Origin of the sequence: Sorangium sp. So ce185 (assembly GCF_051526825.1) — a bacterium.
Taxonomy (GTDB): domain Bacteria; phylum Myxococcota_A; class Polyangia; order Polyangiales; family Polyangiaceae; genus Sorangium; species Sorangium cellulosum_D.
The window spans coordinates 5,495,713-5,511,584 of record NZ_CP150316.1; the positions used below are offsets into that span (position 1 = coordinate 5,495,713).

A 15,872-nucleotide genomic window follows, 5' to 3' on the forward strand; every position below is an offset into this window, starting at 1 on the left:
CGGTCGTGCTCCGTCGCGTGAAAGGGGTGCTGCCGCGCGCCGGAACGGTACTATGCTCCCGGCCGTGGTCGCGGGCGCTCGCGAGATGATCAGGACCCAGACGATGCGCGCGACGGTCGACCCGCCGTCGTCGCGCGAGCCCGGCAAGTCGCCGCCGTCCGCCGGCGCCCGCATCGGCCATTACGAGCTCCTGCGCGAGCTCGGCCGGGGAGGCATGGGCGTCGTCTTCCTGGCGCGCGACCTCCGGCTCGCTCGCCTCGTCGCGATCAAGCTCCTCACGAAGCTGAGCAGCACCGGAGTCCAGCGCTTCCTCGCCGAGGCGCAGGCCACCGCGCGCTGCAAGCACGAGCATATCGTGACGATCCACGAGGTGAACGAGCACGACGGATTCCCGTACATGGTGCTCGAGTACATCGAGGGGCAGAGCTTCCGTGCGTGGATGAAGCAGCGCAGGCCCGGCGACGCCCCCAGCCGGGCGCGGGCGGCGCCGGTCCCGCCCGGACTGGCCGTCGAGATGATGGTCCCCGTCGTGCGCGCGCTCGCGAGCGCGCACGCGTCCGGCATCGTCCATCGCGATCTCAAGCCGGAGAACGTCATGCTGGACGCCTCGGGCGCGATCAAGGTGGTCGATTTCGGTATCGCCAAGCTGCGCGACGACGAGGCGAGCCTGGTCGCCGAGCGCCCCGCCGTCGACGACGTGCGCCTGACGCACCCGGGCGCGGCGCTCGGCACGCTGCCTTATATGTCCCCCGAGCAGTGGGAAGGGCGGGAGATCGACCCGTCGAGCGATGTCTGGGCCGTGGGCATCATGCTTTACGAGCTCGTGCTCGGCGCTCATCCGCTCGCGCCGTGCCGGATGCCGGACCTCATCGCGGTGCCGCGCCTCGACGAGCCGATGCCCGAGGTCGGCGCGCGCTACCCGGAGGTCGGCGCGCTCGGGGCGATCATCGACCGCTGCCTGCGCAAGCGCAAGGCCGAGCGGTACGCCTCCGCCGAGGAGCTCCTGACCGAGCTCTTGCCCCTCCTGCCCGGGCGCCGGGAGATCCACCTCGGCAGCGACGAGAGCCCGTTCGCCGGCCTCTCGTCCTTCCAGGAGGCCGACGCCGACCGCTTCTTCGGCCGCGCGCAGGACCTCGCGGGCGTCGTCGCGCGCCTGCGCAGCCAGCCGCTGCTCGCGATCGCGGGCGCGTCGGGCGTGGGGAAGTCGTCGCTCGTGCGGGCCGGGGTGATCCCGGCGCTCAAGCGCTCCGGCGAGGGCTGGGAGGCGCTGGTCCTCCGGCCGGGGCGCGAGCCGCTGGCGGCGCTCGCGGAGCTCCTCGGCAGCCCTGCCGTGACGCTGAGCACCGACGTGCAGGCGCTCGCCTTCGACACCGCCGCGGGGACGCGCGCGGCCTTGGCGCCGCGGCTGCGCGCCGAGCCGGGTCTGCTCGGCGCCGCGCTGCGCGGGTGGGCGGCCCGGGCGCAGCGGCGCCTCTTGCTGTTCATCGATCAGTTCGAGGAGCTCGTCACGCTCGGCGCCCCGGCCGACGAGCGCGCGGCGTTCCTCGCGTGCCTGGAGGGCATCGCCGACGACGCGTCCTCGCCGCTCCGCGTCGTCCTGTCGGTGCGATCGGATTTCCTCGAGCGGATGGCCGAGCACGAGCACTTCATGGCGGCGATGACCCGGGGCCTCGTGTTCCTCCGGCCGATGGGGCGCGAGGGGCTGCGCGAGGCGCTGGTGAGGCCGATCGAGGCGGCCCGGCACGAGATCGAGGACCCGGCGATGGTCGAGGGCATCCTCGACGCGCTCTCGACGACGCGCGGGGCGCTGCCGCTGCTCCAGTTCACCGCGGCGAGGCTCTGGGAGATGCGCGATCGCGGGCGCCGGCTGCTCACGCGGGCGAGCTACGAGGCGATCGGCGGGGTGGCGGGCGCCCTGGCGAGCCACGCCGACACGCTGCTGGCGGGGATGAGCGAGCGCCAGGCGAAGCTCGCGCGGGCGGTCCTGGAGCGGCTGGTGACGCCGGAGCGGACGCGGGCCGTGGCCAGCCTGGGCGAGCTGTGCGAGCTGCCCGGGGACCCGGGCGAGATCGAGCGGGTCGTGGGGCAGCTGGCCGACGGGCGGCTCGTGGCGATCGAGAAGGGGAACGACCGCGCGGGCAGCACGGTGGAGCTGGTGCACGAGTCGCTGATCGAGCGGTGGCCGACGCTGAAGCGCTGGCTCGACGAGAGCCAGGACGACGCCGTGTTCCTGGACCGGCTGCGCGCGGCGGCGAGGCTGTGGGACGCGAGCGGCCGCGCCGCGGACACGCTCTGGCGCGGCAACGTCGCGAAGGAGGCGCGCGGCTTTCGCGAGCGGTACCGGGGCGCGCTGCCGGAGCGGGAGCGGCTGTTCCTGGAGGCGGTGCTCCGGCTCGCGGACGAGACCCGGCGCCGGAGGCGCCGGCTCGTCTCCGGGACGATCGCGGCGCTGTCGCTCCTGGTGGTCGCGGCGGGGGCGGGGATCGTGAAGCTGACCCGGCAGAACGGGGTGATCACGGCGCAGCTCGACGCGATCCGCCGGACCGAGGAGACGCTGAAGAAGGCGCTCGCGAGCGAGGAGGCGGAGCGGAGCGCGGCCGAGAGGGCGCGGCACGAGAGCGAGGCCGAGCGGAGGCGGGCCGAGGCGATGCAGCGCGAGGCGGAGCAGGCCCGGGACCGCGCCAAGGCCGAGGCCGAGCGGGCCCGCGTGGCGGCGGGCGAGGCGCGGGCGGCGCGGGACACGGCGCAGCAGTCCGAGGTCGAGGCGCGAAAGGCCGAGGCGAAGGCCACCGAGGAGGAGCGGAAGGCGAAGGCGGCGGCGGAGGCGATGCTGCAGAGCAAGCGCGAGCAGGAGCACCTCATCCAGCGGACCGTGGGGAAGATCGACGAGAAGTTGAAGTAGCCGGCGCCGCCGGGGCCGCGCCTCGGCGGGGTGGGGGACGGCCTCGTCGCGTCGCGAGGGTCGTTCCGCGGCGGCGAGGTCGGCGCAGACGGGCGGTGAGGAGGGCGCTCCAGACATCGTTTCGGGGTGCGGCGCGCTGCGCTGGAGCGCTCCTTGGGATCGAGGCGGCGCGGCTACCGCGGCGGTGCCGTCCGGCTGTGGTGGTAGATGGCGCCGCCCTCGCCGACGACAAGGGACGAGCTCCCAGCGCCCCACCCCGTGAAAAGGCGGCGGTCTGTCGTGGAGTTGAGCTTGATCCAGGAGATGCCGTCGTAGTGCAGGAGCGTGCCGAACGCACCCACGGCAAAGACGTCCCGCGGCCCGCTCCCCCACACGCTGTACAGATCGACCAGTGTGGTCGAGTCCATTTCCTGCCAGCCCTGGCCATCGTAGTGCAGGATCGTGCCCTCGTTCCCCACGGCATAGACATCCCGCGGCCCGGTCCCCCACAGGTTGTTCAACGTTACCGATTTGGGCGGGTTCATGTCCATCTGCCAGTCCCGGCCGTCGTAGTGCAGGATCGCGCCGTCCTCGCCCACGGCGAAGACATCCTGCGGCCCGGTCCCCCACACGCCGCGGAGCGGCGGCAGCGATTCGGGCCGGGGCATGTCCTCCCAGCTCTCGCCGTCGTAGCGCAGGATCGTGCCGCCGTACCCCACGGCGAAGACATCCCGCGGCCCGCTCCCCCACACGCTGGACAACGATTCCAGCCCTGTGGGCAAGGGCATGTCCTGCCAGTCCTGGCCGTCGTAGCGCAGAGCCGTCCCGTTGGGACCCACGGCGAAGACATCCCGCGGCCCGCTCCCCCACACGTCGAACAACAGCTCCGACGTGGGAGAGGGCATGTCCTGCCAGTCCTCGCCGTCGTAGTGCAGGATCGTGCCCTTGTCACCCACGGCAAAGGCATCCTGTAGATCGCTCCCCCACACGCTGTACAGCCAGTCCGATGTGGGCGACGTCATGGGCTGCCAGCTCTGGCCGTTGTAGTTCAGGATGGCGCCGCTGTCGCTCACGACGAAGACATCCCACGTCTCGCTCCCCGACACGCCGGACAGCTGTTCCACCGAGATGGGTAAGGGCATGAGCTGCCAGCCGTCGCCGTCGTAGTGCAGAATGTTGCCCTGATGACCCACGGCGAAGACGTTCTGCGGCCCGCTCCCCCACACGTCATGAAACGTCTCCACCCGCGCAGGCAAGGTCATGGGCTGCCATTCCTGGCCGTCGTAGCGCAGGATCGTGCTGTCGTCACCCACGGCGAAGACGTCCTGCGGCCCGCTCCCCCACACGCCCCTCATCGTGAGGAATTCCGGGAAGGGCGAGGTCATGGGCTGCCATTCCTGACCGTCATAGTGCAGGATCGTGCCATAGCCCACGGCAAAGACGTCCTGCGGCCCGCTCCCCCACACGTCATACAACACGTTCGGTGTGGGCGAGGCCGTGCGCTGCCACTCCTGTCCGTCGTAGTGCAGGATCGTGCCGTTATCGCCCACGGCGAAGACATCCCGCGGCCCGCTCCCCCACACGCCCTTGATCGTGATCGGATCCGAGGTGGGCAAGATCATGGGCTGCCACTCCTGACCATCATAGTGCAGGATCGTGTCATAGCCGACGGCAAAGACGTCCTGTGGCCCGCTCCCCCACACGCCGTTCAGCGTGGTAGACGTGGGCAACGTCGTCGCCCGCCAGTCCTGACCGTTGTAGTGCAGGATCGTGTTATAGCCCACGACGAAGACATCCTGCGGCCCGCTCTCCCACACGCCGGTCAGCGGCCCCGATGTAAGAAAATCGTGCTGACGCCAGTTCCAGCTTCCGCACGAGCCGACGGACAGGTCATCGCAGGAGCTGGTGCACCCCGGACGGCCGAAATCGTAGCGCAGGTTGACGCAGGAGGTCGTGATCGTCACGCCGGGATCGCAGGCTTCGTCCTGCGCCAGCTCCCCGTCGCCGCAGTGCGCCTCGCAGTCGAGCCTGCAATACCCGCGGCGCTCCGCGTTCTGGCCGCCGCGGCACCGCGGGTCGGTCGACCTGACTTCATCAGAGCCGCAGTCGCAGGTCTCCCCGCGCATCATGTCGACGATGCCGTTGCCGCAGCGCTCGTTGGACTTGCAGTCGGCGCTGCACCCGTCGCCGCCGCGCTCGTTGCCGTCGTCGCAGATCTCGCCCCGCACGGCATCGACGACGCCGTTGCCGCAGCGCTCGTTGGACTTGCAGTCGGCGCTGCATCCGTCGTCGTCCTTCGTGTTCCCGTCGTCGCAAACCTCGCCGTCCTCGAGGATCTCATTGCCACAGCTATGGCCGTAGCCGGGGACGGCACACCGGGGGTTGCCGTCGGCCGGCATGACGCATTCACGGTCGATCGGGCAAAAACTGTCACCGCAAGGGACCGCGCCCTGAAGGCATGCGCCCGTGGCGGCGATCAGCGCCGTCGCGAACACGATCGCCACGACGTGGCGAGGCGCCCAGCCGCCCCGCGGAGGGCGCGTGACGACGCTCCGGTTCCGCTCCATGCTCCGCCTGCGCATCGATGCCCGCATCCTACCCTCGTCGCTTTCTCTCTGATCGACCCGGCAGATCGCTCCGGGGTATCGCAACGCCAGGACCGCCGCTCCCGCGGCGCCGCCAAGGAGATATCGAGGAACGAGCACGCGGTCCACGGACGACATCTCGAGCGAGGAGCAAGCAGCAAGCCACATGCCGCCTTGGCACCGCCGCAGGCCGCGATCGTGCACCTACCGCGTGCTGAGCCGCCGCGTCTGCTGTCCTCGCGGGCGACGCGCGGCGGCGTCGGGCGCGCCCTCGGGGCGCGATGCCGGCGCGATGGCAATCCTTGCCGCGCCTCTGCCGCCGCGGCGATGGCAATCTTTGCCATGAAGGCAACGCTTGCCACGCGCGCGCGGATCCAGGGCGCGAGAGCGGCCGCGGGAACGCCGATCGTCCAGGTTCGGACCCGACGCTCGGCCGGCACGGTTGCTGCCAGTCCGGCGAGCGCAAGCCGGCGATCGCCATCTGCGGGCGAGCGCGCCGCTCACCGCCGGTCGCCGCCCGCCCGCCTCAGCGCTGCTGCGCCCCGAACCGCGCCTTCGCCGCGTCCACCGCGGCCTTCGTCCACCGATCGACCTCCTCGTCGGTCAGCGTCCGCTCCGGCGACCTGAACCACAGCGCGAACCCGAGCGAGTGCGTCCCCGGCGGGAGCTCGCCGCCGCGGTACCGGTCGAACAGCTCGACCTTCTCGCAGCGCTCCCCGGCCGTCGTCCGCAGCAGCTCCAGCACCTGGCCCGCCGGCACGTCGAGCGGCAAGAGCAGCGCCACGTCGTGCCGCATCGCCGGGAACCGGCTCGGCTTCGCGGCCGCCGGCGCGCGGTAGGCCGCCGCCACCGCCGCGAGATCGAGCTCCGCCACCACCGCCCCGGTCGTGATCTCCAGCGCGTCGCGCACGTCCGGGTGCAGCTCCGCCACGTACCCCACGGCGCGGCCGTCGAGCGTGACGCGCGCTCCCTTGCGCGGGTGCGCCCACGGCGGCGGCTCGCCCTCGAGGTCGAACTCCGGCGCCACGCTGCCCGCGAGCTCCGCCAGCACCGCCTCGACCACGCCCTTGCCATCGTAGAAGTCGACGTCCTCGGGCCGCGTGAGGTAGCTGTCGCGCGGCCCCGCGAGCAGGACCGTCAGCCGGGTCGGCTCGTCCACCGGCGGCCGCTCGACCCGCGCCTTCTGGCCCGCGCCGTCCGTGCCGCCCGCCTCGCCCTGACGCGGCAGGAACACCTGGCTCACCTCGAACAGCCGCACCCGCGGCACGTTGTACCGCTGCGAGCGCTGCGCGACCGTGAGCAGCCCCGGGACCAGCGACGGCCGCATCACCGACTTCTCCTCGGAGAGCGGGTTCAGCAGCCGGAGGAGCGGCTCGACCTCGAAGCGCGACGCCTTCAGCTCCTGCGGCGACAGGAACGAGTACGTCACCGCCTCGTGCAGGCCGATCCCGGTGCAGATCTGGCGCACCCGGCGCCGGAGGCGGTAATCGCCCCGGGCGCCCGCGGGCGCCGCGCCGACGCGCGGGAGGCTGCTCGGGATCTGGTCGTAGCCGGCGACGCGCGCGACCTCCTCGATGAGGTCGATCTCCTCCACGATGTCGGGCCGGTGCGCCGGCACCTCGACGAGCAGCCGATCCGCCTGCTGCTCCACGGTCGAGACCCCGAGCGTCTCCAGGATCTCGCGCGTCCGCGGCGGGGCCTCGGCGCCGATGATGCGCTTGTACCGCGGCAGCCGCAGCGTCAGACGGCGCGGGGCGCGGGGCGCGACGTACGCGTCGATCGGCTCGCCCGCCGCCTCGGCGCCGGCGAGCTCGCAGATGAGCGCGGTCCCGCGATCGCGCGACAGCGGCACCCCCGAGAGGTCCACCTCGCGCTCGAAGCGGTGCGACGCCTCGGTGTGGAAGCCGTACCGCCGCGCCGACCTGCGGATCCCGCGCGGCTCGAAGTAGGCCGACTCGAGGAACACCCGGCGCGTCGTCGCGGTGACGCCGCTGTCCGCGCCGCCGATCACGCCGGCCAGCGCCACGACGCGCTCCGCGTCGGCGATCACGAGGTCGTCCTCGTTCAGGGACAGCTTCTGCCCGTCGAGCGCGACGAACGCCTCGCCCTGCCGCGCCCTCCGGATCTCGACCGGCAGCCGCAGCGCGTCGAGATCGAAGGCGTGGAGCGGCTGCCCCCGCTCGAGCATCACAAGGTTCGTCGCGTCGACGACGTTCGTGATCGGCCGGACCCCGAGGCGGCCGAGGCGCACCCGGGCCCAGAGCGGCGAGGGACCGACGCTGACGCCCTCGATCACCTGGCCGGCATACCGGGGGCAACGCTCCTTGTCGCGCACCTCGACGCTCGCGCGCGCCCCGCCGCCGCTCGCCTGCGGCCGCGCGACCGCCGGCGGCTGGAAGGGGACGCCGAGCACCGCGGCCACGTCCCGGGCCACGCCGAGGTGGCCCAGCGCGTCGGGCCGGTTGGGGGTGACGCTGAGCTCGATGATCCAGTCCTCGAGGCGCGGCTCCCAGTCGAGCAGCGATTGCCCCGGGCGCCCGCCCTCGATGGTGAGCAGGCCCTCGTGGCTCGACCCGAGGCCGAGCTCGTCCTCGGCGCAGAGCATGCCGGCCGACGAGACGCCGGCGACCGCCTTCTCGGTCAGCGTGACGAGCGCGCCGCTGCGGTCGAGGACCTGCGCCCCCACCGGCGCATAACAGACGAGCGCGCCGCCGCCGGGGGCCGGGATGTTCTGCGCGCCGCACACCACCTCGCCGCCTCCGCCGGCGCCGCCGGCGTCCACGCGGACAAGCGTGAGGCCCTTCTTGCTCGGGTGGGGCCGCGTCGCCTCGACGCGCGCGAGGACCACCGGGCGCAGCGCGGCGCCGACGTGCGTCACGCGATCGACCTCGAGCCCGCCGCGGCCGAGCGCCGACGTCACCGCGTCGACGCCGGGATCGGCGCCGAGGATCTCTTGAAGCCACTTGTACGATATCAACATGGGGAGTCGGGCTCCGGCGCGAGGGGAGTCGCCTAGAGGCTTCCGAGGAAGCGGACGTCGTTCTCGTAGAAGGCGCGGATGTCGTCGACGGCGAACTTCATGTTGGCCGTGCGATCCACGCCGATGCCGAACGCCAGCCCCGTGTAGAGCTCCGGGTCGATTCCGACGTTCCGGAGCACCGTCGGGTGGACCATGCCGCACCCGAGCACCTCCAGCCAGCCGGTGCCCTTGCACTGCGGACAGGCGCGGTTCGCGCCGAAACAGACGAGGCAGGAGACATCGAGCTCGGCGCTGGGCTCGGTGAAGGGGAAGTAGCTCGGCCGGAAGCGCGTCCGCGTGTTCTCACCGAACATCCGGCGGCTGTAGACCTCGAGCAGGCCCTTGAGGTCGCCGAGGGAGACGTCGCGGTCGACGACGAGCCCCTCGATCTGCACGAACATGGGGCTGTGGCTGGCGTCGTCGTCGCGCCTGTAGACGACGCCCGGCGCGACGATCATGACCGGCGGAGGGTGGGAGAGCATCTCGCGCACCTGCACCGGGCTCGTGTGCGTGCGGAGGAGCACGTTCTGGCCCGGATCGCCGGCCACGTAGAACGTGTCGTGCATGTCCATGGCCGGGTGATCCGCCGGGAACCCGAGGAGATCGAAGTTGTAGCGCGCGAGCTCGATCTGCGGCCCCTCGGCGACGTCGAACCCGAGCCCGACGAAGATATCCACGATCTCGTCGAGGGTCCGCATGATCGGGTGCGGCCGGCCGGGCGCGCGCCAGCGGCCGGGCAGGGTGATATCGAGGGGCGGCGCGGAGAGCTCGCGATCGCGCGCGGTCCGCTTGATCCGGGCGGTCGCCTCCTCGCGGGCGCGCTCCACGCGGCCCTTGACCGCGTTGAGGCGCTGGCCGAGCGCCTTGCGCTCCTCGGGCGCCGCCCCGGGCAGCTGCTTCATCAGCGCATTGAGCGACCCGCGGCGCCCGAGCAGGCTGGCATACAGGCGGTTCAGCTCATCGAGATCGCCGACGGCGGCGAACTGGACGTCCACCGTGCGATCGACCTCGTCGATGAGGCGGCCGAGTTCGGGACCACTCATTGCCGCCCCCTTACCCCAGACCCCCAGGCAACGCAAGACATCACCACCCGCGCTGCGCCGGCGCGTGCGGGACGTCCGGTGCGCGGACGGCGGCGACGGAGCGCGCCGCGCGCGGGCAGAGGGGAGGGGCCGGCGGCCATCGCCCGAGGCGAACGCCCGATCCGCGCGGCGTCGCGCCGCGATCCAGGGGGGCGGCGCGCGACGGCTCCGCGCGGGGCGCGCAACAACGGTTGTCACCACGGTCAACTCCGGGTTGACAGCGCCCCGGCGGCGCCGGCACGGCCCCACTCGGGATCTACGCCGGCCGCGCGCTGGCGCGACCGTTGCAAAACCGGTTCAGCACGGTGTGCCATTGGCCGGGCGCCGCTCGGCAGCGCGCGGCCGAGGCCGGCGTCTGCCCGCCGCGGGCTGCGCTCGGCCCCGCGACGTACCGCAGCGCCGCGCCGGCACCGCTTCGTCCTCACCGAAGACCCTTCGGATGCATCGCTATGGCCAAGATGACCGCCTTCTTCATCGCGCTCTGTTACCTGCTCGGGGCCATCCTCGCCTACCGCGCGCTCGCGCTGCTGACCCGCCCCGCGCCTCCGGAGGGCGCGCGCGAGATGAAGACGTCGGGCGCCGAGGGCCGCGGCGCCAGGGTTTACGTTGTCTCCAGGAGGCAGCGTCTCTTCGTGCGGGAGCGCCCCGGCGCGCGGGGACCCCGGGAGCGCCCGGCGAGCGCGGGAGGGCGCAGCTTCCTCCCTGGCGCAGCGATTGCACAACCGCGGTCCATGGGCCGAGCGCCCCTGAGCTCCGCGCGTGGCCGCCGTCGAGGCGTGCCTGCCGCGGGCTGCCATCGGCCTCCGGGGCGCCGCGCTGCGCAGCGCCGTTCAACCCTCACCGATAACCCCGATTCCAGCGTGCATCGATATGGACAAGAAAGCCGTCTCCTTCCTCGTGCTCGGTTGCCTGCTGGGGACCATCGTCACCTCCGGCGCCTTCTCCGTGCTGGCCCGCCCCGCGTCGGCGGAGGGCGCCGGTGAAAGGCAGGCTGCCGGCGCGGCGAGCGCCGGCACGAAGAAAGTGGTCCTGAAGCTGTCGCACGCGCTCGATCAGGCGCATCCGGTGCACGTCGCCATGGAGTACATGGCGAAGCAGCTCGACAAGAAATCGGGCGGCGCCGTGCAGCTGCAGATCTTCCCGAACGGGCAGCTGGGCAGCGAGACGGAGAGCATCGAGCAGGTGCAGCGAGGGGCGCTGGCGATGGTCAAGACCTCCACGGCGCCGCTCGAGAGCTTCATCCCGGAGATGGCGCTCTTCGGGCTGCCGTACCTCTTCCGGGACGAGGACCACTTCTGGAAGGTGCTCCTCGGCGACGTTGGCAAGGATCTCGCCGCGGCCGGGGCGAAGGTGGGCGTGCGGGGCCTCTGCTACTACGACTCCGGGAGCCGGAGCTTCTACACGGCGGACGCGCCCGTCATGAGCCCTGCGGATCTCAAGGGCAAGAAGATCCGCGTCATGAAGAGCAAGACCGCGATGGACATGGTCTCGCAGATGGGCGCCGCGCCGACGCCGATCGCGTTCGGCGAGCTGTATTCCGCGCTGCAGCAGGGGATGGTCGACGGGGCCGAGAACAACCCGCCCAGCCTCTTCACGAGCCGTCACTTCGAGGTCACCAAGCATTACTCGCTCGACGAGCACACGAGCGTCCCCGACATCATCCTGTTCAGCCAGAAGATCTGGGAGTCGCTGAGCCCTGAGGTCCAGCGGTGGGTCCAGGAGGCGGCCGATGAGTCGGCTGTCTTCCAGCGCGAGGCGTGGAAGAAGAGCACTCAGGAGTCCCTCGACGCGCTGAAGAAGGCGGGGGTGACCATCCACCGGCCGGACAAGGAGCCGTTCCGCAAGCAGGTCCAGCCCATGTACGACCGCCTCGAGGGCACGGAGCTCGGCAAGCTCGTGAAGCGCGTCCAGGAGGTCGAGTGATGGACGTCCAGGAGCGAAGGGCAGGGCTCCTGCTCGACGAGGAGACGAGCGCTCCTCAGGAGCCGCCGTCGCCTGTACAACCGCCGGACGTGGGCCCGGCCGGCGCGCCGAGCGCGGGGCGTCGAGCGCCGGCCGTCGTCGGGCCGCTGCACAGGCTGCACGCAGGCCTGATCAGGACCCTGGAGGTCGTGCTCGTCGCCGCGTTCGCGGTGCTCACGCTCGACACCCTCTGGGGCGTCTTCTCCCGCTACGTGCTCGGCAACCAGAGCCGCTGGACCGAGGAGCTCGCCGTCTATCTCCTGGTCTGGATCTCGCTCCTCGGCGCCGGGCTCGCCTACGGCGAGAGAGCGCACCTCGGCGTCGACTACTTCGTCGGCAAGATGGACCCGGCGGCCCAGCGCGTCGCGGCGATCGCCATCGAGCTCCTGGTGGCTTTCTTCGCCGCGTTCGCGCTGATCTACGGCGGCTGGACGCTCGTCGTCAAGACGCTCGAGTCCAAGCAGACGTCGCCCGCGCTCGACATCCAGGTGGGCTACGCCTACCTGGCCGTGCCCATCAGCGGGGTCTTCTTCCTCATGTTCTGCATCGAAAACCTGGTGGAGCTGTTCACCGGGCGGGTGTCGCCGAGGAGAGGCGAGCCCGTCACCGACGCATAACCTTCCAGAGCCGGGCCCGCCATGGAAATCCAAGTCCTCATCCTCGTGTTCAGCTTCTTCGCGCTGCTCCTCCTCAACGTGCCGGTCGCCGTCTGTATCGGCCTCTCCACGGTGCTGACGATCGCCTCGCTGGGCGACGTGCCCACGGCCTACATCGTGGCGCAGCGCATCTCGACCGGCATCGCCAGCTTCCCGCTGCTCGCCATCCCCTTCTTCGTCCTCTCCGGCCTGCTCATGGGCGAGGGCGGCATGGCCCGCAGGCTCATGGATTTCGCGAGCGCCGTGGTCGGCCGCTTCCACGGCGGCCTCTCGTACGTCAACACGCTGACGTGCATGCTCTTCGGGGCCGTCTCGGGCTCGGCGGCGGCCGCCGTCTCCTCCATCGGAGGCTTCATGATCCCCGAGATGGAGCGGAAGAACTACGGGAGGGAGTTCAGCGTCGCGCTGACCACGACCTCGGCCACCACCGGGCTGCTCATCCCTCCGAGCAACATCATGATCGTCTATGCCGTGGTCGCCGGGAACGTGTCGGTGGCCGCGCTGTTCCTGGCCGGCGTCGTCCCGGGCCTCCTCGTGGGCCTGAGCATCATGGTCGTGGCCTTCCTGGCCAACCGCAAGCAGCCGGTGGGCGTGAGCGAGAAGGTCCCGTTCAACGAGGTCGTCCGGAGCTTCGCCCAGGCGATCCCCAGCTTGCTCCTGATCCTGATCGTCATGGGCGGGATCCTCGCCGGGGTGTTCACGGCGACCGAGGCCAGCGCGGTGTCCGTGGCCTACGCATTCCTGCTGGGGACGCTGTTCTATCGTGAGGTCAAGCTCAAGGACATGCCGCGGATCCTGCTCAAGTCCGCCAAGACCACGGCGGTGGTGATGATCCTGGTGGGTGCCAGCCAGGCCATGAGCTGGGTGCTCGCCTTCGAGCAGGTGCCCCAGAGCGTCAGCCAGGCGATGCTGGGGATCGCCCAGAGCCCGTTCGCGACGCTGCTCATCATCAACGTCCTCCTGCTCGTCGTGGGCACCTTCATGGACATGACGCCTGCGGTCCTGATCTTCACGCCCATCTTCCTCCCGGTCGTCACGGGGATGGGCATCCATCCGGTGCACTTCGGCGTCCTGATGGTCACGAACCTGTGCATCGGCCTGTGCACCCCGCCGGTGGGCACCTGCCTGTTCGTGGGCTGCGGCGTCGGCAAGACCACGATCGCGAAGGTGGTCCGGCCGATGATTCCGATGTTCGCCGCCATGATCGTCGCGCTGATGCTCATCAGCTACGTGCCCCAGCTCTCGCTCTGGCTCCCGGCGCAGTTCAACCTCTGAGGCCGCGCCCCCGCGCCCGCGACCCGCACAGCGCCGCGCCGGCAGGGCGGGAAGGCCGCTCTCGACGCCGTCGCCGCCCCCGCGCACCGCCGGAGGAGCTCCGCTCCGGCGCTCCTTCAAACCCCTCCTGGACTCGCACGCTCACCCTCGATGGGCGCTCGCCGCTACCGCAGGCGCTCATGCGCGACAGCGCCGGCCCCTGCGCGCGTCAATCACCGCTGTCGCCTATGTCAACCGGGAGTTTACGGCGTTGCGGGGGAATCTGCCTCCCGTTCGGGCGGAGCGCGCCAGGTCGTCGCCGGGGCGCGTCGGGGCAAATCGTGCGCTCCGGTCGGATTCGGCCCAAAGCGGCTGCGGTCGGGCCTGGGCTCGGATCGCCACCTCGGCGCGTCGCGCGCGCCACGGCGCCGCTGCGGCGCTGTGTGCCCCTGGCTCGTGGTTTGCAATCGAGCATGGACGCTGCCAGCGCACCCCACGCGGAGCGAGCCACAAGGCGTGCTGTCGGGCGTCGCTCGCCTCGACGACAGCCCCGCTGATCGCGCAGGCGCAGGTCCAACCCTTCACGAGATCGGCGCACTCTTGAATTCCATCGTCAATCCCTGTTGCCAATCTGGGCATGATGTTCCGCGTGGCTCGCGATGCGGCGCGCGCTCGGCAGGCGGAGGCGCGGCTGCGCCAACTACCCGCTTCGCGAGCGCGCGCAACCTGGCTTGCGCGCTGCTCGGCGCCGCCCTCTGCGCGGCTCCCTCGGTCGCGAAAGGGCAGCCGCTGCCCCCTGCGACGGCGCCGGACCAGGCGCCCGAGGCGACGGACCCGCCCGCCGAGACGCCCGCCGCGGCGGCGCCCGCCCAGGGCGCGGCTCCGGCGCCCGACGCCGGGGGTACCGGGGCCGCGGCCGTCCCCCCCTCCCAGCAGCCGGTGCAGAAAGAAGAGCCCTCCGCGCCGCCGTCGCCGCCGGTGGAGAGCGGGTTCTTCTTCGGCGCCGTCAGCCGCGCCGTCGCGGCCACGGACGCCGAGCTCGGGCCGGGGCGCGACGCCGACATTGTCTTGAGAGGATCGCGCCTCGACGAGTCCACGTTCATCCAGCTGGACCTGGAGCGGCAAGACTACTGGGAGTCCACCGGCGCCACCACGCGGGCCGCCGTCCGCCTCGTCGTGGACGCCCCGGTCCTCCATTACAACAACGCGCGGCCGTGGAACGTCAACATGTCCGTGCGCAACGCCTTCGTCGAGGAGCGCGACCTCGGCGTCAAGGGGCTGTCCGTGTGGATCGGCTCGCGCCTCTACCGCGGTGACAACTCCGAGCTGCTCGATTTCTGGCCGCTCGACTGGCTGAACACGCTGGGCGGGGGCGTCCGCTACGACCTGCCCTCGAAGAAAACGTATTTCGCGGCGCACGCCGGCGTCAACCGGCCGCTCACGCCGTATTACCTGCAGACGGTGGAGCGCGCGCCGGCGCTCAACCAGCCCGGCACGGCGAACGTCAACCTCCTCGATCGCCAGCGGCTCATCACCAGCTTCAAGGCGAGCCACACCGTCCCGATCGGGGAGAAGGGCGGCGTCAAGGGCATCCTCTACGGCGAGCTGCACCAGCTGCCGTCGGGCACGCGCGAGACGGCGGAGGCCGGCGTTTACGAGCGGCTGCCGCGCGACTCCGGGTACGTCATCGGCGCGCAGATCAGCCCGTTCACCGGCGTGGACAACGGGCACCTGCACCTCTTCCTCCGCTACGCGGGCGACCTCGCGGCCCACGGCGAGTTCGGCTCCCCCACGCAGCCCGCGCCGGACGGCACCGCGTCCGGCGCGCACGAGCTCATGTTCACCATGAGCGGCAACTACGAGACGGGGAAGCTCGGCCTGATGGCCTCGGGGTACGTGCGCTCGTTCCGCAACGCCAGCGAGCCGTTCGACTTCGCCGATCTGGACGAAGGCATCTTCGTGGTGCGACCGCATTACTACATCCGCGACTGGGGAGGCATCGCCGTCGAGGGCTCGTACCAGGCCCAGCGGCGCGGGAGGGTCCCGCCGCCGGCCGACCCCGCGGCGCCGGGCGCGCACCCCGGAGCGAGCCACCACAGCGCGAGCCTCGTGCGCTTCGGGCTCGTGCCGTTCCTGAACGCGGCGGGCAAGGGCGACTTCAAGCGCCCGCAGTTCCGCTTCATCTGGCTCGTGACCCGGCGCGACGAGGGCGCGAAGGCCCTTTATCCGCAGGACGACGTGTTCAGCAAGCGCACGTGGGAGCACTTCTTCGGCCTGAACGTCGAGTGGATCTTCAAGGCGAGCCCGGCGTTCTGACGCAGATCTCGCGTGCTCCGCCCGCTCGCCGCGGGACCGAAGCCAGCGTGATGGCTCTTAACACACAAAGAGAGAGGATCTTCGAATGATGAGCTGCCTACCGCTCGCGAAAACGTG

Annotated in this window: 8 protein-coding genes; 5 read left to right on the top strand and 3 right to left on the bottom strand. The window is 71.4% G+C overall.

Annotation, left to right across the window (positions count from 1 at the left end; all coding sequences use genetic code 11):
* Window positions 1–52: 52 nt before the first annotated feature.
* The gene (locus WMF26_RS20155; RefSeq protein ID WP_438001650.1) at window positions 53–2,902 is read left to right on the top strand and encodes an nSTAND1 domain-containing NTPase; all 2,850 of its coding nucleotides are present in this window, start codon (window positions 53–55) and stop codon (window positions 2,900–2,902) included.
* A gap of 173 nt (window positions 2,903–3,075) precedes the next feature.
* On the opposite strand, the gene WMF26_RS20160 is transcribed toward WMF26_RS20155, so the two are convergent.
* The 3 genes from WMF26_RS20160 to pheS all read right to left on the bottom strand — a co-directional run bounded on the left by WMF26_RS20160 (window position 3,076) and on the right by pheS (window position 9,528).
* A complete protein-coding gene (locus WMF26_RS20160) occupies window positions 3,076–5,385 on the bottom strand; it encodes a glucosyltransferase-I (protein ID WP_438001651.1) in 2,310 nt (769 codons plus the stop codon).
* A 607-nt stretch (window positions 5,386–5,992) separates the two neighbouring features.
* Window positions 5,993–8,446, bottom strand: coding sequence for a phenylalanine--tRNA ligase subunit beta (pheT, locus tag WMF26_RS20165; protein WP_438001652.1), 2,454 nt, complete (start codon window positions 8,444–8,446; stop codon window positions 5,993–5,995).
* 32 nt (window positions 8,447–8,478) lie between these two features.
* Complete coding sequence (gene pheS, locus WMF26_RS20170; RefSeq protein WP_061626417.1) at window positions 8,479–9,528, bottom strand: phenylalanine--tRNA ligase subunit alpha; 1,050 nt, start codon at window positions 9,526–9,528, stop codon at window positions 8,479–8,481.
* 909 nt (window positions 9,529–10,437) lie between these two features.
* Between pheS and WMF26_RS20175 the strand changes: the two genes are divergently transcribed.
* From WMF26_RS20175 to WMF26_RS20190, 4 genes are all read left to right on the top strand, one after another.
* Window positions 10,438–11,490, top strand: coding sequence for a TRAP transporter substrate-binding protein (locus WMF26_RS20175; RefSeq protein ID WP_437947777.1), 1,053 nt, complete (start codon window positions 10,438–10,440; stop codon window positions 11,488–11,490).
* Entirely contained in the window at window positions 11,490–12,146 is a 657-nt protein-coding gene (locus WMF26_RS20180; protein ID WP_438002429.1) for a TRAP transporter small permease, read from the top strand. The genes WMF26_RS20175 and WMF26_RS20180 overlap by 1 nt, the downstream gene beginning before the upstream one ends.
* A gap of 21 nt (window positions 12,147–12,167) precedes the next feature.
* Window positions 12,168–13,460: a TRAP transporter large permease gene (locus WMF26_RS20185; protein WP_061626419.1), complete on the top strand. Its 1,293-nt coding sequence runs from the start codon at window positions 12,168–12,170 to the stop codon at window positions 13,458–13,460.
* A gap of 918 nt (window positions 13,461–14,378) precedes the next feature.
* A complete protein-coding gene (locus WMF26_RS20190; protein ID WP_438001653.1) occupies window positions 14,379–15,755 on the top strand; it encodes a carbohydrate porin in 1,377 nt (458 codons plus the stop codon).
* Window positions 15,756–15,872: the final 117 nt, after the last annotated feature.